At 64.0% G+C, this 22,165-nt stretch carries 13 protein-coding genes; 9 read left to right on the forward strand and 4 right to left on the reverse strand.

Features of this window, described 5'->3' with window-relative positions:
• Positions 1 to 76 precede the first annotated feature (76 nt).
• Together CXY71_RS08565 and CXY71_RS08570 are read left to right on the forward strand one after the other, a co-directional pair.
• A complete protein-coding gene (locus CXY71_RS08565; protein ID WP_104135219.1) occupies positions 77 to 790 on the forward strand; it encodes a response regulator in 714 nt (237 codons plus the stop codon).
• The gene (locus CXY71_RS08570; protein ID WP_104135220.1) at positions 783 to 2,126 is read left to right on the forward strand and encodes a sensor histidine kinase; all 1,344 of its coding nucleotides are present in this window, start codon (positions 783 to 785) and stop codon (positions 2,124 to 2,126) included. Before CXY71_RS08565 ends, CXY71_RS08570 begins: the two co-directional genes overlap by 8 nt.
• Here CXY71_RS08570 and CXY71_RS08575 read toward each other — a convergent pair.
• From CXY71_RS08575 to CXY71_RS08585, 3 genes are all read right to left on the reverse strand, one after another.
• Positions 2,083 to 3,033, reverse strand: a complete 951-nt coding sequence (locus CXY71_RS08575; protein ID WP_146072781.1) for a hypothetical protein — start codon at positions 3,031 to 3,033, stop codon at positions 2,083 to 2,085. The genes CXY71_RS08570 and CXY71_RS08575 overlap by 44 nt on opposite strands.
• Positions 3,033 to 4,739 carry a multicopper oxidase family protein gene (locus tag CXY71_RS08580; protein ID WP_104135222.1) on the reverse strand — a complete coding sequence of 569 codons (1,707 nt, stop codon included), beginning with the start codon at positions 4,737 to 4,739 and terminating at the stop codon, positions 3,033 to 3,035. The genes CXY71_RS08575 and CXY71_RS08580 overlap by 1 nt, the downstream gene beginning before the upstream one ends.
• Before the next feature lie 107 nt (positions 4,740 to 4,846).
• A complete protein-coding gene (locus CXY71_RS08585) occupies positions 4,847 to 10,606 on the reverse strand; it encodes a peroxidase family protein (protein WP_233204562.1) in 5,760 nt (1,919 codons plus the stop codon).
• Positions 10,607 to 10,886: 280 nt separating this feature from the next.
• On the opposite strand from CXY71_RS08585, the gene CXY71_RS08590 reads away from it, so the two are divergent.
• The 7 genes from CXY71_RS08590 (at position 10,887) to CXY71_RS08620 (ending at position 21,474) form a co-directional block, all read left to right on the forward strand.
• On the forward strand, positions 10,887 to 11,633 hold the full coding sequence (locus CXY71_RS08590) for a TetR/AcrR family transcriptional regulator (RefSeq protein ID WP_104135223.1): 747 nt from the start codon (positions 10,887 to 10,889) through the stop codon (positions 11,631 to 11,633).
• Positions 11,634 to 11,687: 54 nt separating this feature from the next.
• Positions 11,688 to 12,872, forward strand: a complete 1,185-nt coding sequence (locus CXY71_RS08595) for an acyl-CoA dehydrogenase family protein (protein WP_104135224.1) — start codon at positions 11,688 to 11,690, stop codon at positions 12,870 to 12,872.
• A 39-nt stretch (positions 12,873 to 12,911) separates the two neighbouring features.
• Entirely contained in the window at positions 12,912 to 14,558 is a 1,647-nt protein-coding gene (locus CXY71_RS08600; protein ID WP_368665873.1) for an AMP-binding protein, read from the forward strand.
• A 249-nt stretch (positions 14,559 to 14,807) separates the two neighbouring features.
• Positions 14,808 to 16,175 (forward strand): hemolysin family protein, encoded by a 1,368-nt coding sequence (locus tag CXY71_RS08605; protein ID WP_104135225.1) that lies wholly within the window; start codon positions 14,808 to 14,810, stop codon positions 16,173 to 16,175.
• Positions 16,168 to 17,223 carry a hemolysin family protein gene (locus tag CXY71_RS08610; RefSeq protein ID WP_104135226.1) on the forward strand — a complete coding sequence of 352 codons (1,056 nt, stop codon included), beginning with the start codon at positions 16,168 to 16,170 and terminating at the stop codon, positions 17,221 to 17,223. The genes CXY71_RS08605 and CXY71_RS08610 overlap by 8 nt, the downstream gene beginning before the upstream one ends.
• Before the next feature lie 38 nt (positions 17,224 to 17,261).
• Positions 17,262 to 19,730, forward strand: coding sequence for an excinuclease ABC subunit UvrA (locus CXY71_RS08615; RefSeq protein ID WP_104135227.1), 2,469 nt, complete (start codon positions 17,262 to 17,264; stop codon positions 19,728 to 19,730).
• 292 nt (positions 19,731 to 20,022) lie between these two features.
• A complete protein-coding gene (locus CXY71_RS08620; protein WP_104135228.1) occupies positions 20,023 to 21,474 on the forward strand; it encodes an MDR family MFS transporter in 1,452 nt (483 codons plus the stop codon).
• A gap of 16 nt (positions 21,475 to 21,490) precedes the next feature.
• Here CXY71_RS08620 and CXY71_RS08625 read toward each other — a convergent pair whose 3' ends face one another.
• A complete protein-coding gene (locus CXY71_RS08625; RefSeq protein WP_104135229.1) occupies positions 21,491 to 22,138 on the reverse strand; it encodes a hypothetical protein in 648 nt (215 codons plus the stop codon).
• Between the last annotated feature and the right edge of the window lie 27 nt (positions 22,139 to 22,165).

Here is a 22,165-nt window from a genome sequence, read left to right on the forward strand (position 1 = left end):
AACTTCAGGTTCTGCAGATAATATTTTCGTCGGCCGGGCTACCGCAGCACGCGACCGGGCAGAGAGGTTGCCGCAGATGACCACGCAAATGTCCCCCCTCGAACCGCGCTTGCAGGAGACGGCCGTCCAATCCACGCCGACCGCCCCGATTCGCATTCTCATCGTCGATGACCACACAACTTTTGCGGAGTTGTTCACCGGCTCCCTCGATCGCGAGCCCGACCTGCAGAGCGTCGGCTCAGCGAACAGTGTTGCGAGCGGCGTTGAAGCATGTCTGGAGCTGCTCCCCGACGTCGTAGTTATGGACTACCACCTGCCCGACGGCAGCGGCCTCGTCGCGGCCGCCGCTATCCTGGCCCGCGCCCCGCAGACCCGCATCGTCATCCTCACCGGCGACCCGGCCCTGGAGGCCCTCGAACAGGCCGCGGCGATCGGCGTCTGCGCCTTTCTGCCCAAGGATGGTTCGCTCGCCACTGTGCTCGACACTCTCCGGCATGCACGTTTGGGCGGCTTCATCGTGCACCCGTCGCTCGTGGGTCTGCTCGGCGCACGACGCCGTCAACGCAACGAGGAGATTCCGTTTCCCGAACTGACCAAGCGCGAGCTGGCCGTACTCCGCCTCATGGGCGAGGGTTCCGATGTGCGTGCCAACGCTAAGACCCTGGGCATCTCGGAGAACACCTGCCGTGGTTACGTGAAATCCATCCTGGGAAAGCTCGGAGCGCACTCCCAATTGGAGGCGGTCGTGATCGCCACACGTCTGGGCCTGGTTCCCGCCCAGCATGTCTAATCCGGCAAAGACGAGCAGCCTCGACCGAACCCAGTCGGACGAACGCTCAGAGGTGCGCTCAGCGGTGAGTCGGTTTATTACTGTCGGCGTCATCGCCATGGTCGTCATCGCCCTGCCCGCTGCACTCTGGGTCCGCGCTGAATCCAAGAGCAACGCCATGGACAACGCTATCCAGCAGGCTCAGCGCCTCGCCGACTACTCCATCGGGCCGCTCATCTCCAATGATCTCCTCGCGGGATTGCCCGGGTCTACCCGTCGGCTGGACGATCGTCTGGCTCCGCGTATCTCCGACGGATCGATGGTGCGCATCAAGGTCTGGAACTCCGGGGGAAGAATCGTATACTCCGACGTTCCCTCCCTGATCGGCCAGGTCTTCGACCTTCCCAGCTTTGCACCAGAACTCTTCGCCGGCGGCGAGGGGTATGCGAGTCTTGGCGTGCAGGACGCCGCCGACGACTTGCACGAATCCCAGTCCGGTGAATTGGTCGAGGTGCACGTGCGCACCACTGCGACCAACGGTCAGGCGCTGATCGTCGAGGCGTATTTCAACGACGACGGGGTGCGTGACGAGCAAAATGCCCTCGTCCTCGGGCTGATCCCAACCTTTTTACTGTCCCTCGGCGCCCTGCAACTGGCACAGCTCATTCCAGCGATCCAGCTGGCCCGGCGCATCCAAGGCCACCAGTCAACCAAACGCCGCCTGCTGCAGCACGCGATCGACGCCTCCGACCTGGAACGCCAGCGCATTGCGCGTGATCTGCACGACGAGGTCATCCAGGACCTGGCCGGGCTGTCCTACGCCCTCGAAGCCGAAGAAAGGCACTCCACCGACGAGAATCGGGCGCTCTTCGCGCAGGCCAAGGCCATCCTGCAAAAGAACGTGCGCACGCTGCGCGCCATGACCACCGAGCTCTACCCGCCCGATCTGGCCGAACTTGGGCTGCCGGCCGCGCTCACCCGGCTGGCCGCCCCGCTGCTTGAGCGCGGCATCGAGGTCAAACTGCACATCCCCCCCGACTGTGATCTCGACCGAGACCGCGCGGCGATGTTCTATCGGGTGGCCCGCGAGGTTCTCGCCAACACTGTGAAGCATGCCAAAGCCGGCACCCTCGAACTGACGCTCATGCAAGATGCGGATCGCACCATCCTCCTCATCCATGACAACGGCTGCGGTTTCGACATGGCCGCAGACGCCCCCGAAAATCACTTGGGCCTGCGCATCATGCGCGACACCATCGAGGTCGCCGGCGGCTCGCTCGAGGTACGCTCCTGGATCGGCGGTGGCACCTCGGTCATGGCGACCCTGAATCGGGTTGTTCCCGTTCAAACGCGTTAGCCAGAAGCCGGCGCCGCCGCTGGAACCCGCCCCATAACATGATCGCCAAGGTCGCACACAGCAGCACTGTGATTCCAACCCAATAGCCGATCCACGGGCCGGGCGAAGCGGGCACCGGGGCCGCCTCGTCGACGGAGTGATTCATTATGGCCTGGGCGATGACTGCGGGAGCTGGCAACGGCTCGATCGCCATGTCCACACCAACCCCGGTCACCGACTCGGGCCGCACCGCTACCTCCGCCGGTGCCGCGCCGGCCCCACGAGCGATTCCAACGCGCACAGACTCCACCACGGAGTCGCTGAGCAGTGGTCCGACATAGTCAACCGCGAGCAAGCCAGTGCTAAAAGTCGTGCTGTAGTTGCCGATCGCGTCAGCAACTATGCCTTCCGTCGCCATCGAATCGGCCACCTGCGCCGGGTCGGCCGCCGCGACCTCGAATCGAAGATCGTGCACGAGCACATCGACCACGAAGAAGGTCGAGTCCTGGCTCGCTGACAGCGACGAGACGGATGCTTCCGGCCCAACCAAAGCGCGCGTTTGGGCAGTCGTCGTGCCGGCCGGCAGCAGCATCGTCAGCATGGGCACAGTCTGGTCGAGGAGGCCCGCTGGGAGTACGTCGGGAGGGATGTCCGACAACGTCAGGTTGGCATCCGTCGCCCGCCGCTCGAGCTCGGCGCGCAGACCCGAGAGGTCGGCGTTTTCGTTGGCCTGCACAGCGAGAGCCACTCTCCGACGTACCATGAGGCCGTCAAAAGTCACATCGGGCCGGTCATTGCCGAGGTCGGCGCCAGGCTCCCGCGCAATAGTCGATTTTGGCAGAATATCCGGAGCAACTACCCCGGCAGTGCAGCCGCTCAGAATGAGCACCAACAACATCGCCGGAGCCAGTCGATTCACGTAAAACATCAGGTACCCGCCGGTAATCCCGGCTGGTAGACCGGCGGGTATGAGCCCATCGGCGTGCTGTCAAGCACGGGAACGTCCGAGGTGATCGGATCGTTCACTCGATAATCGCCCACGGCAAACTGAATCATCATGTCGTGGTCCTCGTGCACGAGGTTGTGACAGTGGATCATGTAGCGACCGCCGGCAGCCTTGCCGGTATCAAACTGCATCAGCACCGTGACAGATTCATTCTCACCGATATAAAAGACATCCTTTGGGCCCTTCTCCCAAGCAAACGGTTTACCGCCATTGGTGTTTCGCCCGATGATCTTTCCGTCAATCAGGTGGATGTGGACCGGGTGGAACCAGCCGCCCGAGGCGTTGGTAATGGTCCACTGCTCCACGTCGTAGGGCTGCGGATTGCCGAACAGTTTAGTGAAATTCGACTGCTCAACGTCGGCCCAAGTCGTCCCGTTGATCTTCCACACGCCGTTGCCTCGCTCCACCACCATTTTCCGTTTCACCTTGGCCATGTCCGGCGTGAGGCTCATGGTTGCCAGGCCGCCCAAATCGGGATGGGTCGCACCGCCGTCATCGAGGGAAGTAGGAATGGCCGAGATCGACCCAGCGCTCGAACCAGAGTCGGCTACGACTGTGAATTTCATAATCTTGCCGGTGTTGGCGAAGTCCATGTTGTTCTTGTTGCTCAAGTTGCGAAGCTCGACTGATTGCCCGGGCCGGTACCTGCGAAAATCGATCAAAATCTCGTAGCGTTCGGCCGTACCTTGGCGCCAGGATTTCACTGCTTGAACGACGGGAGTCATGCCGCCGTCCGTGCCGACTATATAAATCGGCTCACCGGTCGAGAGGGTCGGCCGGTAGGAGCGTGAAATAGAGGCGATCAGCACTCGAAAGCGGTAAATGCGGGGCTTGACCTTCATCGTGGGCCACGGCACCCCGTTGACCATGATGATATCGCCCCACAACCCCCTGTGCTCGTTGTCGTTGTAGCCGAGGGAGCCGTCGGCTTTGAACATGACGTCGGATATCATAAGCGGCACGTCGAATTCACCCTGCGGCAGCTGCGCCAGTTCGAACGGGTCGTGCAGGGGATAGATGCCGGCCAACCCCGAGTACACGTTCTGCGCGGTCAGGTGCATGTTGTGATCGTGGTACCACAGGGTACGCGCCGGCTGCCAGTTGGGATACTGATAGTTTTTGACCTTGCCAACGGCGGTAAAATCGTTGGCGTACCCGTCGTACTGCGGTAGCGACGCCGAGCCGTGCAGGTGAGTGACGGTGCGAAACACACTCGGGTGAAGCAGACCGTTGGCCGGCAGAGCGTTGCGAATACGCACCTCGCTCCGAGTTCCCTGGGTCAGCCGGATGGTCGGGCCGGGGAAAATCCCGTTATAGCCAGCGACCGTCGTGGCTAGCCCGGGAACAAACTGGGCCTGGCCGAGCTTCTGGGTGAGAGCGTAGCGGGCAAAGGGACGCGACGGATCGCCGTCATCGAAGCCTGTCTGGTACGGCACTAATTCGGGGGGACGACAGAACACGCCAGCGTAGGGCACCGGCATATTGGCAGGTGCGAGTTGGCTTTTCGTCAGGAGTGGGGCGGTGGAAACCGGCGCGTCTTCTCCACTCATTCCGATGACACCGAGAGCACCGAATGCACCGAATGCACCGAATGCACCGAGTTGTAATACTTCCCTGCGTGATGTCATGACGTCTCCTGCTGATTTTCTGGAACACACTGCTTAGTTGAGGATGTTTTGGTGACCGGCTGGTGACTCATACGAGAATCGCCAGCCGGGTTATTCGGTTGATTGTCTTAGTTCACAGCCCCCGTCGTGTACGACCACGAACGGGTGACGACCGGGTTGCCGACCAGGTCTCGCACGGCACCCGTGCCACCGGTGATGGTCACCGTGTACGTCGTGTTGGCCAGGAGTGTGGCATTCGGGTTGATCGTTAGTACGCGGGTAGTCGCGTTGAACGACAGGGTCGCAGCGATCGTCGAGCCGGGACGGGTAACAGTCACCGACGTTGCGGTGAATCCAATGATGGCTTCGCTGAAGGTCGCGGTCGGGCTCACCAGCCGTCCAACTGCGGTGGCTCCTGCCGCGGGAGTTCTCGTGGTGATCGTCGGAGCCGGACCGGTGATGAACGACCAGGTGCTCGTCACCATCGTGTTGCCAGCCGCGTCACGGATACCCGAGAGCGTAGCCGTGTACGTACGGTCGGCGAGCAGGGTCACGCTCGGGTTCAACGTCGCGACTCGCGTCGTGGCGTTGTAGCCGACCGCTGCTGCGATCACCGTGGCACCGCGCCGCAGCACGAACGTCGCACCGCTAACCCCGGTGACCGGTTCACTGAACGTTGCCGTCAGGTTTTCAGTTTGACTGACCGAACGCGCACCGGACGCCGGTGTACGTGCGATCACCGTCGGCAGCACGAACTCCGTGCGCGGTGTGACCACGACCGAACGAGCGGATGCCGCTCCGGTGCCGACCGAGTTGATCGCCGCAACATCAAAGGTGTACCCGGTTCCGTTGATCAGCGTTGCGATCACCGACGTCGTGACGTTCGCCACCGTCGTCGTGCGGGTTACCCCGGTGGCCGCCCCGACGTAGGTGCGAACGCGGTAGCCCGTGATGGCCGCGGCGTTGGTCACAGCCGCCGGGGCGGCCCAGTTCACGGTCACCGACGCGTTCCCGGCGACCGAGGTTCCGATTACAGGAGCGCCGGCTACCACCTGCACAACAGGGGCGGTCGGTGTGACAACCGTCGAACGAGCCGAGGCCGCTCCGGTGCCGACCGAGTTGATCGCGGCGACATCGAAGCTGTACCCGGTGCCGTTGGTCAGCACAGTGATCCCGATAGTGGAGGTGACTCCCGCAAAGGAAGTGCGTAACACCGTCGCGCTTGCTCCTTCATAGGTGCGAACCCGATAGCCCGTAATCGTCGTCTGGTTGGCCACCGCTGCCGGCGGCGTCCAGTTCACGTCCACGCGAGCGTTGCCGGCGACCGGGGTTCCGATCGTTGGAGCTTCGGCGACCACCGGGGCCGACGGAGTCACCGCGTTGGTCGAAGCCGAGAATGCGCTTGTCCCCTCTGCGTTGGTCGCCGATACCTGGAAGGTGTAACTGGACCCGTTGGTCAGCCCGGTGACAATCAGGTTGAACGCGGTTCCGACTGCGGTGCGCAGTGCACCCACCTGGTCTCCGAACGAGTCGACCACCTTCACCGAGAAGCTGGTGGCGATGCCGGTCGGCGACGCCGTCCAGGCCACGGTTGCCTGCCCGTTTCCGGCAATGGCAGCACCGATGATCGGGGTTCCCGGAGCCACGGTGTCGCTGAAATGCAGGCGTTCGATGTTGCGCAGGGTGTCTGTTCCGTCGGTACCACGGTTGTCGAGCACAGTGGTGGTCGATCCGGCAGATCCGAGCGTGCCGTCGCCACCGGTAGTGGTGACTTCGTAATCCTTGGTCAGACCGGAGAACAGGGCCGAGTCGGTTCCGCTAGATCCGTACAGGATCTCGCGAACCGCCACAATACTGCCCGGGTTCACCGTGCCGGCGAAGACGGCTTCCTGCAGGGTCGGTCCGGTGAGTCCACCAGCGCCGTCGGACAGGTATTGGCTGGCCATCGCGCTCTGGTTCGAGCCGCTGAGGCTGGCACTGCCGATCTCCGTCGCGGGGTCGTTCGCGTTGGTGCGAACGCTCAGGCGAAGGCTGAGGTATGCGTCACCGTCGATGATGTCGTCGGCGCCGCGTCCCTCGATCAGGTCGCTGCCGCCGCCGCCGAGGAGCACGTTGCCGGCACCCCAGACGTTCGGGCCGGTCAGGATCGGGCAGTCGCCCTGTGCCGACAGTGCGACAACGGATGCCAGCGTGGTTGTGAATTCCGGAATCAGCGCATCCAAGCCCGCGATGCGGTCTACTCCGGCCTGGTCTACCACGTCACAGCCGATGAAGCCGCCACCACCGACAGCGCTGGGAACGATGTCGTCACCGCGGAGGATGTCGTTCAGCTTCCAGCCGGAGAGCGCCTCGACTTCGTTGTACTTGTCGCGCACTCCCACCTGCAGAATATTGAGTGGCGCGATCGGAAGCGCCAGGTCGGAGTCCTGAGCCTGGGGGTCACCCTGGCCAGTGGACCAGTCATAGCCAGAACCGCCGGCGACCTTTTCAATGCCAGGGCCACCGACGCCAATGTCGTCGCCACCCTCCATGTCGTAGTCGTCGTCGCCGCCCTGGCCGATCATGAAGTCGCTACCAGGCTTCTGCGAGTCGTCCAGGAAGAACAGGTTGCTGCTGTCTCCAATCATGAGGTCGGGCTGGTTGCCGCCCTCTTCCCAGTCGTCGCCACCGTCACCGAAAGCTGCGTCGAGGCTTTCACCGAGCATGATGAAGTCATCATCGGCGCCGCCGAAGGTTTCATTGGCGTTGGCTCCACCGTTCGTGAAGTCCTTGCCTTCGCCACCCATGATGATGTCCAGGCCGGTCCCGGCATCGATCGCGTCGTTGCCTGGGCCGCCCTTGGGCACGTCGTCTCCGGCGAAGTCGGTGATGATGTCGTCACCTTCACCACCGAGAGCAACGTCCGCACCGCCACCGCCGTCAATGACGTCGTTGCCGAGGCCGCCCCAGAAGGTGTCGTTGTCGTTGCCGCCGTACATCCGGTCCATGTTTCCGGTGCCGTTGTAGACAGCCTGTCCGTTGATGCCGGTGGGGTCGACCGCGTTGCGGGCACGGTACTTGATCGTGCCGTCGGGCATGCGAATCAACAACGCCGACTCATCACACTCGGACTGCGTATCGTTCGCGACGGCATTGCCCGAAGCCGCGAAGCCTGCAACGGTTCCAGCCAGGTTTTTCAGCTCGAACCTGCAGTCAGCTGTGGCGAAGGGATCAGCCTTCAGGGTGTGCGCGTTGGTATTGCGCATCATGAGCTCGGCAAAGGAGTTGCCCTCCAGCTGGGTGCGGAGGTTCATGCCGGGCGTGCGGGCCAGGTAGTACAACCGGTCTCCGTTTTGCAGGTCGGTCATCTGGTTTTCGAACACATAGTTGAACGTCGTGCCGAGCAGACCACCGAACGGGGTGGTCATCTCCGCCAAGCCACCGATCCAGAGATCGACCTCGTCGAGCCCGGTGATCGAGTGCGTGCTCGAGTTGGCCCACGCTCCCGTGCTGTTCATGAAGTCCATGGCCCCGTCCGGAGAAACTTCCAAAGCCAGGGCATCGGGGCTCACGATCAGTCGCGCGGCGTCGCGCTTGCCGTCGAGCGTGGTTGCTCCCGTGATGGTGGGGAACTGACCATAGGCGGCCACGAAGTTGATCAGCGATTCCGGGTGCTTGAGGTTCTCCCCGAAGTTGATCCAGTTCGTGTAGGGCTTGAGTGCCCCGTCGTTGGTCTTGTTGAACAGGTCGCGGCGGAACACGTTCAACCGCGGCACGCCTTCCGAACGCGCACGGGTCATGTTGATCGCTGCCAGGTCGAGCGGTAGGCCCAGCAGGTTGTTGCGCAGGGTAGCGGTAACGAATTCGTCGAGCTCGTTGCCGACCTGGTCACTCATGCCCATGATGATGCTGCCGGCGGCTTCCTCCGAGGTCAACCGTCCCTCCGGTCCGCCGTCGGTATACGCGGGCGGGTTGAGGAACCCGTCGAGCAGAGAGATGTCGTTCTGGCTGCCCAGAACGTCATCACCAGTACCGAACAGGCCGTCAACGCCGGGCTTGTCCTCGTTGCGACGCGAAATCGTCTCGGTCAGCATGGAGTGACCGAAGCGGTACGCGGCGTGGGCGAACTCCGCCTTGACCGCCGGGTTGATCTCGGTCTGGGTGAACGCGAACGGTTCGAACGGGTTGATACCAGGCTGCACCTTGCGCGCAAATTCCTCGAACACGAGGTGCTGGTACTCCATCTCGGTGACGAAACGGGCCGCCTGGAACAGGCGTTCACCGTTCCAGCCGGCGGCTCCGCTGGCCAGCTTCCACTCGGCCAGGGCGGCAATGCCCTTGGTGGTCGTGTCGTTGGTCAGCGTGTTTTCGATGGTCTCGATCAGGCGATCGTGCTCGGAGTGGAACACCTGGTGAATGGCGGTGAGGCCGATGTTCTCGTTGACGCGACCGTCTCCGGCGATGAAGTGCGCATTGAGCATCTCATCGTCGTAGGTTCCGGCCGGCTGGCTGGCGAAGTCAGCGGATGCCGACCCATTCGCATCCGGCTCGAGTCCGGGCTTCGGCTCCGCGTTGTGCGCGATGTCGGTTAGGAACGGGGTTTTGAAGGAGAGCACATTGCTCGGAACAGGCACGGGGCTTCCGGTGTCGCCCTCGACCAGGCCGGTCGTAGTGGCATACTGGGGCATTCCGCGCAGGGTTCCGGGGATGAACTTGCCGTAGGCATTCGTTGCGAGCATCGGAACGTTGAGCACATCCTTGTCCGTCAGGAGAAGCCCGAGCACGTTCGCGGCCTGGGCCTTGGTGGTGGCCCAAGTCGCCATGCCGCCAGCAGTCGGTCCGGTCGGTCCGCCGAGCAGCTTGCCGGTGGCAACGGGTCGATCGCCCACGGTCGCGTACTCACGCAAGAAAACCTGATGCGAGGCGTGTGACGCGTAAGTCTGGCTCTGGTCGACCCACGGCGAGTCGGTGTTGAGGGCGTCCTGAACGTCGTCGGCGCTCTCATCGGTCGTCGTGGCCGGGTCGTCGCCGGCGACGCCGTCGGCTCCGGGCTGGTTCTGTCCACGGGTGAGCACCATGAAGCGCAGGTTCGGGTCGAGGTCGTCAGCGTTGCCGAACACGTGGTCCGGCCCCGCGACCAGTGGGTCGTCGGCCTGAAGCGGCACGAAGACGGTGCCGCCACCCTTGACCGTCTGGTCAATGCCATGGTCGAAGAACTGGCCGAACAGGGTGAACATCGAGTTGTACGGCGGCGAGAGGCCGACGTCGGTCGTCACGTTCGGCATGAACAGCGTCTCGTGGGAGGGGATACAGCCACCCGGGACGCCGAATGGCACGGAGGTGCTCGGGTCGGTCGTGCACGCCACGACGCCCTCGTTGCCTTGGGTGCGCACCGGGTTTCCGGCGGCGGCGATGGCGGCCGGGTTGGTGGAGGTCTGATCAACGATCAGGTTGCTCACCGTGCGCGGCTCCGAATCGAAAACCAGGCCCTTTTTCTGGATGTAGGAGGTACCGTTCGGTGGGCCGAATCCGGCCGGCGTGACGTCCGCGTCGGAGAAGACCGGAGCGGCCATTCGCGGGAAGACCTGGTCGGCGGCGCCGAACTGATCCTGGCCGGGCTGCAGGTTGTTGCAGGAACCGTCGACGGTGCGCAGGCCGAGCGAGAGCAACGGGCTGGCGATTTGGTTGGGGCCCGTTCCGACCAGGGCGCCACAGGGTCCGGTGGTCGAAGTAGTGTTGGCCACGTGGGCTTCAGCAATCTTGATCTGCTTGAGAATGTAGGCGAGGTCGGAGGCCGTGACGGCGAATCCCTGGCCGACCGGGGCGACGGCGGCCTGGGCCGGGAGGGCGGCCGACAGGCCGAGTCCGGCGTAGAGCACTGCGGCCATGCCGGCGGCGAGTATGCGCATGGGCTTGCCGAAAACCCGCTTGGGTCTTGCACTGTCCTGGGAACGTGGATTACCTCGCATTCCGCTGGAATTGCTGTTGCTGCGAACGATTCCTTTGCCTTTGAACCTGCTCATGACGCACCTATCTCTTCAGGATGAGCGAACGCTGCAAGAGTGCTGTGCGGGCCTTATGGAAACCTTGTGCACCCTCCGCCCCCACCCCTGCTTTCCTGGCCCGGTCGCCTTTCGCCGGGCACTCGCTACGGGCGCCAACCTCATTCCGTGCTAGTTTCACCAGACAATGTCTGATCCGTCTGCACCAGCCGCCCTCAGCGCAGTTTCCAGCTCGCGACCAGCGGATCTCCGCAGCCGCGTCGCCGTCGGAGACATCGCTGTCGGCTTGTTTCACACCCAGGGGTATGAGGCCACAAGTGCGGCCCAGATCGCCGCCGCAGCCGGGGTGTCCCGCAGCACCTTCTTTCGACAGTTCCACTCGAAAGATGACGTGATCTTCGCCGACCACGACGAGCTGCTCGAGCAGATTGGCGAGTATTTCGCCGCCGAGCACGATGACCCGTGGCTCGCCGTCTGCGAGGCAGCCGCGCTCGTGTTCGAGCGGTTTCGGGAGCGCCTCGAGATTGTGCGGGTACGCGACCGGGTCGTGCGCCAGACATCCGTTCTGCGTGACCGGGAAACCGTGATGGTCTCGCGCTACGAGAAGACCTTCTCCGCCTATCTGCGGAGACGATTGCCAGGCGTCGACCCGGTCTTGGCCATTCAATTCGCTGCGGCGGTGACGGCCACGCACAACTATGAGCTGCGCCGCATGATTCGCGCTGCCGAAACGGAACGGATGCTCGATTCGGCAGGACTGGCCGCCCACCTGCAGGCGGTACGCACCCGCTTTGCCCCTGGCGGCGTTGCCGCGGCCACCCCCGCCAGCGAGCTGCTGGTCGCGGTGTTTCCTGCCTCCGCCCTGCCCGACGATGTGGCTCGGGCAATCGCGAGTCGCTTCCTATCGAGCAGTGTGACACCAAGTGTCACTTGACCTGAAACGCAGTGTCAGGTAGAACTGTAGTTATACCCGCTGCTGTGAAAGGCAATGATGCCCGATTATGATGTGTCCGCCCCGCTTGACACCGACTATTACGGCATCTTCGCCGATGTTCCCGAGACGGATCGAGCGTTCTGGAACCGGGCACGCACCTTTGCCCTGGAGACGCTCGACGAGCTGAGCGAGGCCTGGGACAAGGCGGAATACCCACTGCACCTAGCTCGCCGCCTCGGCGAGCTAGATCTGCTCACCGACGGCGTGGCCGGCCCCGGCCTCACCCCCATGTCACCGCTCGCGGCCGGTCTCGTGAACATGGAGATCTCCCGCGGCGACGGATCGATGGGCACCGTGGTGGGCGTTCAGGGTGGTCTGGCCCTGCGCAGCATCGCCATGTTCGGCAGCGACGAGCAAAAGGCGACGTGGCTGGTGCCGCTGGCCCGGGCCGAGAAGCTCGGCGCCTTCGCCCTGACCGAACCCGACCACGGCTCGGACTCGGTCGCGCTTGAGACCACCGCCCACCGCGACGGTGACGAATGGGTGATCAACGGAGAAAAGAAGTGGATCGGCAACGGCTCGGTCGGCGATGTGACCGTGGTCTGGGCCCGCGACGACGGCGGCAACGTGCGTGGGTTTCTGGTCGACCAGTCGCTGGCGGGATACCACGGCGAGACCATGACGGGCAAGGGCTCGCTGCGCGCCGTGCACCAGGCCCGCATCACCCTGACCGACGTGCGGGTACCACTCGACGCCGTGCTGCCCGGCGCCCACACCTTCAAGGACACCGCGGCCGTGCTGTTCGCAACCCGGCTCGGTGTGGCCTGGTCAGCACTCGGACACGCCACCGCGGTGTTCGAAGCAGCCCTCAACTATGCCCAGCAGCGGGTACAGTTCGGCAAGCCGATTGCCGGTTTTCAGATCGTGCAGGAACGTCTCACCCTCATGCTCTCCGAGCTCACCTCGATGCAGCTGCACTGCATGCGCCTGGCCGAACTCGACGCCGCCGGATCGCTGCGCCCGATCCAGGCCAGCCTGGCCAAATTCCATAACACCCGGGCCGCGCGGTCGCTCGCGTCGCTGGCCCGCGACATGCTCGGTGGCAATGGCATCCTGCTCGAAAACCACGTTATTCGGCACCTCGCCGACATCGAGTCAATCCACACCTACGAGGGTACCGAAAGCATCCAGTCGCTGCTCATCGGCCGGGACCTCACCGGGGTCAGCGCCTTCCACTAAACCCACTTCGCTACATCTTTCCGGACAAAGGAGTCCCGCGTGATTGAAACGATGAATATAGCCCCGATCGGCTCGCCCAACGATTCACCGCTAACCCCGATGCGGTTTCTGCAGCGCAGCGCGGAAGTATTCCCGGACAAGAATGCGATCGTTTACGGCGCTCGTCGGTACAGTTACCAACAGTTCGCGCAGGCCGCCGAGGAGCTGGCCCACGCCATCCGTTCGCGCATCACACCGAGCGACCGCGTTATATTCCTTGCGCCGAATATACCCGAGATGCTGATCGCCCACTACGCCGTTCCACTGGCCGGTGGGGTGCTGGTCGCGTTGAATTCTCGGCTGGCCGGGCCCGAAGTTCGCTACGTGCTCGAGCACTCCGAGGCGACCCTGCTCTTCATTGACGCCGAGCTGGTCAACGGTGTCTGTGACGCGATCGCGGCATCCGCTTCGCTAAAGGGTGTGATCGAAATCGCCGACGGCGAGTTTGGTCTGACCGAAAGCGGCCGGAGCGTCGGCCAGCAGACCCTTGAGTCATTTCTGGTCGAAGCCGACAATGACACCGCCGAACCGCTGGCCTGGGAGGTCTCCGACGAACGCGCGGTGATCTCAATCAACTACACCTCGGGTACGACCGGCAAGCCCAAGGGCGTGATGTACTCGCACCGCGGGGCCTACCTCAATTCCTTCGGCGAGGTGTTCCATAACAAGTTCACCAGTGATTCGGTCTATCTGTGGACCCTGCCCATGTTCCACTGCAACGGCTGGTGCACACCGTGGGCGGTCACTGCCGCCGGCGCCACCCACGTCTGCCTGCGCACGGTGCGGGCCGAATCGGTCTGGTCGGCCATTGACACCCTAGGCGTGACCAACCTGTGCGGCGCCCCCACTGTGTGCGGCGTCATCGCGAACGCGCCGATGAAGCACGTGCTCGAGACGCCGCTCTCCATCACCACAGCGGGTGCACCGCCGTCGCCGAGCGTGATCGAGCAGCTCGACGCGCTCGGGATCACGGTCGTGCACGTCTACGGACTGACCGAGGTCTACGGCCCGTACACGATCTGCGAATACCAGCGCAAGTGGGACGACCTGCCTGTCGACGAGCGTGCCCGCAAGATCTCCCGCCAGGGCGTCGGCATGGTGCAAGCCGAATCAGCCCGCATCGTCGACTCCGCCATGCGCGACGTTCCCGCGGATGCGCAGACAATCGGCGAGATCGTGCTGCGCGGCAACAACGTGATGCTCGGCTACTTCAAAGACGCCACGGCGACGGCGGATGCCTTTCGCGGCGGCTGGTTCCACACAGGCGATCTCGGCGTCATGCATCCGGATGGATATATTGAGATCAAAGACCGAGCAAAGGACATCATCATCTCCGGCGGCGAGAACATCTCCACCATCGAGGTGGAAAATGCGATGCTCACCCACCCGACCGTGCTCGACGTTGCCGTGGTCGGCATTCCGCACCCGAAATGGGGCGAGCGGCCCAAGGCCTACGTCGTGTTGCGTCCGGACTCCCTGGTGACCGAGGTCGACCTGCTCGCCCACACCCGGTACCTGATCGCCGCCTTCAAGGTTCCCGATTACGTTACGTTCGTCGATGCCCTGCCGCGCACGGCCACCGGCAAGATCATGAAGGTCGTGCTGCGCGAACTGCCCGAGGAGGTCGCTGAGCCCGCCGTCTCCTAACCTTTCTGTCGGCCATGTCGTTCAGAACCGCAAATCTGCCCGGCGAAGACCTAACGGGGACCACCTTCGACAAGCTCCGCAGGTCTGTACGCCCACCCCGGTACCCCGGTCCTTGTACGGCCGAAACGCAAGAGACCGGCGCTTTGTCAGCATCCGTCTATAGGTTTATAAGCACAATGGAAGACCCTCCCTCGCATAAACCCTCGCCCGCCACCACCGACATGCCTTTCAATCTGAGAGGAGCACAACATGTATGAGTGGATCATGGTGGGCGTAGGACTCGTTCTCACCGTCGGAACGGGCATTTTCGTAGCCTCCGAGTTCGCGCTCGTCACGCTCGACCGCAATGAGCTCGAGACTCGGCGGGATCGCGGCGAGAAGCGGCTCGGTCCGACCATCAAGGCGCTCAAGATCACCTCGACGCACCTGTCGAGCGCGCAACTGGGCATTACCCTCACTACGCTGCTGACCGGATTCACCTTCGAGCCTGCCATCCGCTCCCTACTCAGCGGGCCGCTGACCAGCGTCGGCGTGCCCGCCGGCATTGTGCCACTGCTGGGAACGATCATCGCAATCTCGCTCGCGACGCTGTTCTCAATGGTGATCGGCGAGCTCGTTCCGAAGAACTTCGCCCTCGCCGTGCCGCTGGCAACCGCGAAGATCGTCGTGCCGGCTCAAACTGTGTTCACGACCGTGTTTAAACCGGTCATTCTATTGTTCAACAACACGGCCAACTCGATCATTCGCCTGTTTGGAATTGAACCTAAAGAAGAGCTGTCGGGCGCCCGCAGCGCCGAAGAACTGAGCTTTCTGGTGCGCCGATCGGCCCTCGAGGGCGTGTTGGACGACGACCACGCCGCGATGCTGCACCGCACGCTGCGATTCTCCGACCACTCAGCAGCGGATGTCATGACCCCCCGGGTGCGCATGGCTTCGGTGCACATTACCGACACCGCCGATAGCATCGTGCGCCTCGCGACCAGCACTGGTTACTCACGGTTTCCCGTGATCGACAAGAACTCCGACGACATCGTCGGCGTGTTGCACGTAAAACAAGCCTTCGCCGTCACGCTGGATGAGCGGGCGACGGTAACCGCCGCCGACCTGAAGGCCCCCGCGCTACGCGTTCCCGAGACCATGGGCGTGGATTCCCTGCTCGCCGCCCTGCGCCAGCAGGGGTTCCAGATTGCCGTGGTCGCCGATGAATACGGCGGAACCGCCGGCATCGTCACCCTCGAAGACCTCGTCGAAGAACTCGTCGGCGAGTTGGAGGACGAGCATGACCGGGCCAAGACCGGCGTCATCCGCTCCGGTCGGTCCGTCGTGTTCGACGCGGCCTGGCGCCCCGATGAGCTGCTCGACCGCGCCGGCGTCTCCGTGCCCGACAACGGCGACTACGACACGGTCGGCGGATTCCTCGCCGACCAGCTCGATCGCATTCCCGAACTCGGCGACGAGGTCGCCATCGAGGGCGGCGTACTGCGCATCGACCACGTCGACGGCGTGCGCGTGCACCGCGTTCGCTACACGCCCCTCGACCCCGAGACTGATCCGAGCCTCGCCACCCCACACGACCGCATCGTCAACAAAATTCAGAAAGACCTGATCCATGAGTAGCGCCGATTTAACCGCGTACTTACCCGGCCTGATCTGGCTCGTCGTGCTGCTGGTGGTGAACGCGTTCTTCGTCGGCGCCGAATTCGCTGTCATTTCGGCCCGCCGCTCCCAGATTGAACCGCTGGCCGCCCAAGGCAACAAGGCCGCTAAGACCACCCTGTGGGCCATGGAACACGCCACGCTCATGCTCGCCACCAGCCAGCTGGGCATCACGGTGTGTTCGCTGCTCATCCTGAACGTCTCGGAGCCGGCCATTCACGGTCTGCTCGAATACCCGCTCGCGGGCACCGGGCTCTCCGAGGGAATGATCAGCACAATCGCTTTCAGCTTCGCGTTGATTCTGGTGACCTTTCTGCACGTTGTCTTCGGCGAGATGATCCCCAAGAACATCTCGTTCTCCGTTCCCGAAAAGGCCGCCCTTATTTTGGCACCACCGCTCGTGTTCGTAGCTCGGGTGTTCAACCCGATCATTTTCAGCCTGAACTGGCTGGCCAACGGCGTACTGCGACTGTTCAAGGTCGAGCCGAAAAACGAGGCGACGAGCGCGTTCACGCTCGACGAGGTCGCGAGCATCGCCCGGCAGTCCACCCGGGAAGGCATGCTGCAGGATGCCTCCGGCACGCTCACCGCGGCGTTCGAGTTCACGGCGAAAAAGGTGTCCGACGTGCAGGTCCCGATCGAATCGATGGTCTGCCTGCCGTCGACGGCCTCACCGGCCGACATTCAGCGGGCCGTCAGCCAGCACGGTTTCTCGCGGTACATCCTGACCGACGACGACGGTCAGCCGAGCGGCTACCTGCACCTCAAGGACGTCATGGATCTCACCAGCGGCGACACCTTCACTCAGCCGGTGCCGAGCAAACGCCTGCGACGTCTCGCATCCGTTTCGTGTAACAGCGAATTGGAAGACGCGCTCGCGTCGATGCGTCGCCTTGGAGCGCACGTAGCAACGTCGTTCAACGCGAACGGAACCGTGACCGGTGTGCTCTTTCTTGAGGACATCATCGAAGAACTCGTCGGTCAGGTCGAGGACGCCACCTCGATCTGACCTGGCGGCTCGCAATCGAGCCAACTACACTCATTTGGATGCTTAGCGAAAATCAATCCGAGGGTTTCGTGCGGGTGCGCGGTGCCCGCGAGAACAACCTGCGCAATGTGAACGTCGATGTGCCCCGGGACGCCATCGTGGCGTTCACCGGCGTCTCGGGCTCCGGCAAGTCCTCGCTCGCCTTCGGCACGATCTTTGCCGAGGCCCAGCGCCGCTTCTTCGAGTCGGTAGCGCCCTACGCGCGTCGACTCATTCAACAGGGACATACCCCGCACGTCGACGAGATCACCGGACTGCCGCCAGCGGTCGCCCTGCAGCAACGCCGTGGAACACCAAGTTCCCGATCGAGCGTCGGCACGGTCACCACCCTCTCCAATTCACTGCGAATGATGTATTCCCGTGCCGGCATATATCCAGCGGATACTGCCGGTCGCCTCGAATCCGACTCCTTTTCGCCGAACACCGCGATGGGCGCCTGCCCCCGCTGCCATGGCTTGGGCATGGCGCACACGGTCAGTGAAGAGTCGATGGTGCTAGACGCCACCCTCAGCATTCGCGACGGCGCCATCGCGGCCTGGCCCGGTGCCTGGCAGGGCAAAAACCTGCGCGATATCGTCGCGGTGCTCGGCTACGACATCGACCTGCCTTGGCAGGACCTGTCCCGCGCCGACCGGGACTGGATTCTGTTTACCGAGGAGCAGCCGGTGGTCGAGGTCGTGCCACAGCGCGACCGCATCGCCAAGCCCTACCAGGGGCGCTTCTGGAGCGCGAAAAGTTTCGTGCTGCACACCCTCGCTGACAGCAAGAGCCCGAATGTGCGGCAGCGGGTGTTGCGTTACGTCGACACCGGCCCGTGCCCGGACTGCAGTGGCAGCGGTCTGAAGCCCGAAGCCCTCGCCGTCACCGTGGCCGGGCACTCGATCGCCGTACTTAACGCCCTGCCAATGACGGCCCTGGCCGAGGTCCTTCGGCCGATCATGTCAAACGACTCTGCGTCAGAGGTGGCCGTCACCCTGGCCGGCGACCTTCTACGCCGCATCGATGTGCTGCTCGAACTGGGCCTCGGCTATCTGGCCCTCGGCCGGTCGACCCCCACGCTCTCGCCGGGCGAGATGCAACGGCTGCGCATTGCGACCCAGCTGCGCTCTGGCCTGTTCGGGGTCATCTACGTGCTGGATGAGCCCTCGGCCGGCCTGCACCCGGCCGACGCCGAGCCACTGCTGCTGGTGCTCGAGCAGCTCAAGCTCTCGGGCAACTCCGTCTTCGTGGTCGAACACAATATGGACGTCGTCGGGCGAGCCGATTGGGTCGTCGACGTCGGTCCTCGGGCCGGCGAGGGTGGCGGCGAAGTGCTCTACAGCGGGCCGACCGCCGGGCTGGCCGAGGTCGAGACGTCCGTCACGCGGCAGTACCTGTTTGCTGCGGAGCGCGAGCGCGTGACACGGGGCGAGCTGCGGCAGCCGCTTGGCTGGTTGGGCCTGCACGACGTGACCCGGCACAACCTACAGGGTCTCGATGCGCAGATTCCGCTCGGGGTGTTGACGGCCGTCACCGGCGTCAGTGGCTCGGGCAAATCCACGCTGATCAGCCAGGTGCTCGCCGAGGCCGTCGGTCGACACCTGCACCCCGACCCCGATGATGTTCCGGTGCTCGATCTGGGCGACCCCGATGCCGAGGTTGAGTTCGACTCGAGCCCGGTCGCCGCGGTCACCGGCCTCGAAGCCGTGGATCGCCTGGTGCAGGTCGACCAGAAGCCGATCGGCCGCACCCCGCGCTCCAACCTCGCCACCTACACCGGCCTGTTCGATGCCGTGCGGGCCACCTTTGCCGCCACCGACGAGGCCCGAGCGCGCGGCTTCACCGCGTCCCGGTTCTCGTTCAACGTAGCCGGCGGTCGCTGCGAGACCTGCCTCGGTGAGGGTTTCGTGGCCGTCGGACTGCTCTTTCTGCCGGGCAGCTACGCACTCTGCCCGGACTGCGGGGGTTCGCGTTACAACCCCGGCACCCTCGAGGTGAACTACCACGGCAAGAACATCGCCCAGATACTCGGCCTGACAGTGGATGCCGCACTCGACTTTCTCACCGACGTCACCGTCGCCGCGCGCAGTCTAGAAACCCTGCGCGAGGTGGGCCTTGGCTATCTAAGACTCGGGCAGCCGGCCACCGAACTTTCCGGCGGCGAGGCTCAGCGCATCAAGCTCGCAACCGAGTTGCAGCGCGCCCGGCGCGGCCACACCCTCTATCTGCTCGACGAGCCGACGACGGGGCTGCATCCGGCCGACGTCGAGCTGCTCCTGCAGCAGCTCGGGCGGCTAGTCGACGCCGGCAACACCGTGGTCGTTGTCGAACACGAGATGGACGTGGTCGCCGCGGCCGACTGGGTAATCGACCTCGGCCCCTCCGGTGGCGACCAAGGCGGCCAAATTATCGCTGTCGGCACCCCCGCCACGGTGGCTGCGCATCCCACGAGCCGCACCGCGCCCTATCTCAAGCTCCGCCTCGCCTAAAATTCCCGCCTCATCCCGGTTCTTGGTGGCTAATTCAGGAGAACTAGGCACCGGCAGCAAGCCCAGCCCGAGATTGTGGGGCAGACACCGGGCCAGCCGCCGATTTTCCTGAATTAGCCCCCAAGACCAGGCCCGCCACATGGGGTTGTAACTTTCCGGCGAATCCGAGTGCAGAAGAATAATTCACACCCTGCAAAACGCTGCACCTAGAGGCGCGCACAGCATGCCGCCCCGGGGGCGCGCGGCCGCTCGTTTTTGCACTTCCCTTTTCGCACGACCGTCAGGACCAGTTATGACTACAACAGCCAGCGCGCCCACGACCGAGGCCAAGCTCCACCCGGACGCCAAGCGCAACCAGTTGGTGATCCGGCTGCTGCTGGTCTCCGCGTTCGTGGTCATTTTGAACGAGACCATCATGGGCGTGGCCCTGCCGCACCTCATGAAGGACCTCAGCATCACGGCGACCGCCGCGCAGTGGCTGACCACCGCGTTCATGCTCACGATGGCCGTGGTCATTCCGATCACCGGTTTTCTCATTCAGCGTTTCAACACCCGTCCGGTATTCATCGCGGCAATGACGCTGTTCAGCACCGGCACCCTGATCGCCGCGCTCGCTCCTGGCTTTGAGGTGCTGCTGCTCGGCCGCATCGTGCAGGCCAGCGGAACGGCCATCATGATGCCGCTGCTCATGACCACCGTCATGACCCTCGTCGCCCCCGCCTCACGCGGCAAGACGATGGGTAATATCTCCATCGTCATCTCGGTCGCCCCGGCGATCGGCCCGACCATCTCGGGCATCATCCTCAGCGTGCTCGACTGGCGCTGGATGTTCATTATCGTGCTGCCGATCGCCATCGGCGCCCTCGTTCTCGGCGCCTCACGCATCCAGAACGTGACCACGCCGCGCGAGATTCCGATCGACGTGCTCTCGGTCATCCTCTCGGCCTTCGGCTTCGGCGGGTTCGTCTACGGTCTGAGCAACCTCGGCGGCGCAACCGCTTCCGGCTGGGTGCCACTGGGCATCGGCCTGGTCGCCCTCGCCCTGTTCGTGCTGCGCCAGGTGCAGCTGCAGCGCACCGATCGCGCCCTGCTCGACCTGCGCGTGTTCAGCTCGCGCACCTTCACCCTCTCGATTTCGATGCTCAGCATCAGCATGCTGGCCCTGTTCGGCACGATCATTCTGCTGCCGCTGTACATGCAGGACGTGCTCGGCATGACCGCCCTCGCCACCGGGCTGCTGCTGCTGCCGGGTGGCCTGACCATGGGGCTGCTCGCGCCATTCGTCGGCCGAATTTACGACCGTCGCGGGCCGACTATTCTGCTGGTGCCCGGATCGATCATTGTTAGCGCCGCCTTCTGGACCATGACAATGATGGGTGAAACGACCGAGCCGTGGATGCTCATGGTCACCCACATCGGCATGAGCGCCGGCCTGTCGCTGCTGTTCACACCGCTCTTCACGTCGGGCCTCGGCTCGCTCAATCCCCGCCTGTACTCCCACGGCAGCGCCGTCGTCGGTACCGTACAGCAATTGGCCGGTGCCACCGGAACGGCCCTGTTCATCGCCGTGATGACCTCGCAGTCGGCCGCGCTCATGGCGCAGGGCGTGTCGGAAATCTCGGCCACGGCCTCCGGAATTCGCGGCGCGTTCCTGTGCGGCGCGATCATCTCGCTGTTCGCCATTCCCGCCGCATTCCTGGTGCGGCGTCCGCCGCTCGGCGATTCTGTGTCGATCGGGCACTGACCGGTCAAGGTCCAGTTCAGCGGATGCGCTGGGCCAGCACCGCAGGATGCTCGGTCGGCAGTCCATGCCGCCGACCATTCTGCAGCATCGCCAGATTCTTCTTCTCCCAGTCGCCGAGCGCCTGCCGGAGCGAGTCGATGGCGGCGCTCTCCGCGCAGGAGCTGATGGTGCGGCCGCAGGAGCACTTCGCGGCCGTACCATCGTGGTGCAACTGCGCCACGCGCCACAGGGCGGCCATCGCCCAGTCGATCTGCCGCCGGGCAAGCTCGGTGTTGCGTTCGGCACGCTTGACCAAATCGTTCTGCAACAGGTCGCGCACCCCGTCGATACCGGCCGCGAATTGGCCAGCCACGAGCGTACTGAGCTCGGCGACCTGGTCGCGCAGTGCGGTCAGATCCGTGTCGCGGGCGACGAGCAGGGCATCCGTTTCGGCAATGTACTCGCCGTGGGCCGTCTCGGAAGCCGCCCAGCGCGTCGTCCACAACCGTACGTGCTCGAGGTCGCGGCGTTCACTCTTCTCGGCCCCGATGTGGTGCACGCAGAGCGCACAGACGACCTGGTCGCTCGATGAGGTGAAGTGGAAGGGCTGCGGCGCGAGGCAGCACAGGCAGGGTACCTCGAGGTCGGCGTACAGCGGATGCGCATGCGTCACGATTGCTCCCATCTCACGGATTGTTCTTTCGAGAATACC

The sequence above is a fragment of the Cryobacterium sp. Y62 genome (assembly GCF_002929785.1).
Classification (GTDB): domain Bacteria; phylum Actinomycetota; class Actinomycetes; order Actinomycetales; family Microbacteriaceae; genus Cryobacterium.

Bases quoted from the DNA above. Each gene is read 5' to 3' on its own strand.
- CXY71_RS08565 (WP_104135219.1), top strand. From the start codon at position 77: ATGACCACGCAAATGTCCCCCCTCGAACCGCGCTTGCAGGAGACGGCC.
- CXY71_RS08570 (WP_104135220.1), top strand. From the start codon at position 783: ATGTCTAATCCGGCAAAGACGAGCAGCCTCGACCGAACCCAGTCGGAC.
- CXY71_RS08575 (WP_146072781.1), bottom strand. From the start codon at position 3,033: ATGTTTTACGTGAATCGACTGGCTCCGGCGATGTTGTTGGTGCTCATT.
- CXY71_RS08580 (WP_104135222.1), bottom strand. From the start codon at position 4,739: ATGACATCACGCAGGGAAGTATTACAACTCGGTGCATTCGGTGCATTC.
- CXY71_RS08585 (WP_233204562.1), bottom strand. From the start codon at position 10,606: ATGCGCATACTCGCCGCCGGCATGGCCGCAGTGCTCTACGCCGGACTC.
- CXY71_RS08590 (WP_104135223.1), top strand. From the start codon at position 10,887: ATGTCTGATCCGTCTGCACCAGCCGCCCTCAGCGCAGTTTCCAGCTCG.
- CXY71_RS08595 (WP_104135224.1), top strand. From the start codon at position 11,688: ATGATGCCCGATTATGATGTGTCCGCCCCGCTTGACACCGACTATTAC.
- CXY71_RS08605 (WP_104135225.1), top strand. From the start codon at position 14,808: ATGTATGAGTGGATCATGGTGGGCGTAGGACTCGTTCTCACCGTCGGA.
- CXY71_RS08610 (WP_104135226.1), top strand. From the start codon at position 16,168: ATGAGTAGCGCCGATTTAACCGCGTACTTACCCGGCCTGATCTGGCTC.
- CXY71_RS08615 (WP_104135227.1), top strand. From the start codon at position 17,262: ATGCTTAGCGAAAATCAATCCGAGGGTTTCGTGCGGGTGCGCGGTGCC.
- CXY71_RS08620 (WP_104135228.1), top strand. From the start codon at position 20,023: ATGACTACAACAGCCAGCGCGCCCACGACCGAGGCCAAGCTCCACCCG.
- CXY71_RS08625 (WP_104135229.1), bottom strand. From the start codon at position 22,138: ATGGGAGCAATCGTGACGCATGCGCATCCGCTGTACGCCGACCTCGAG.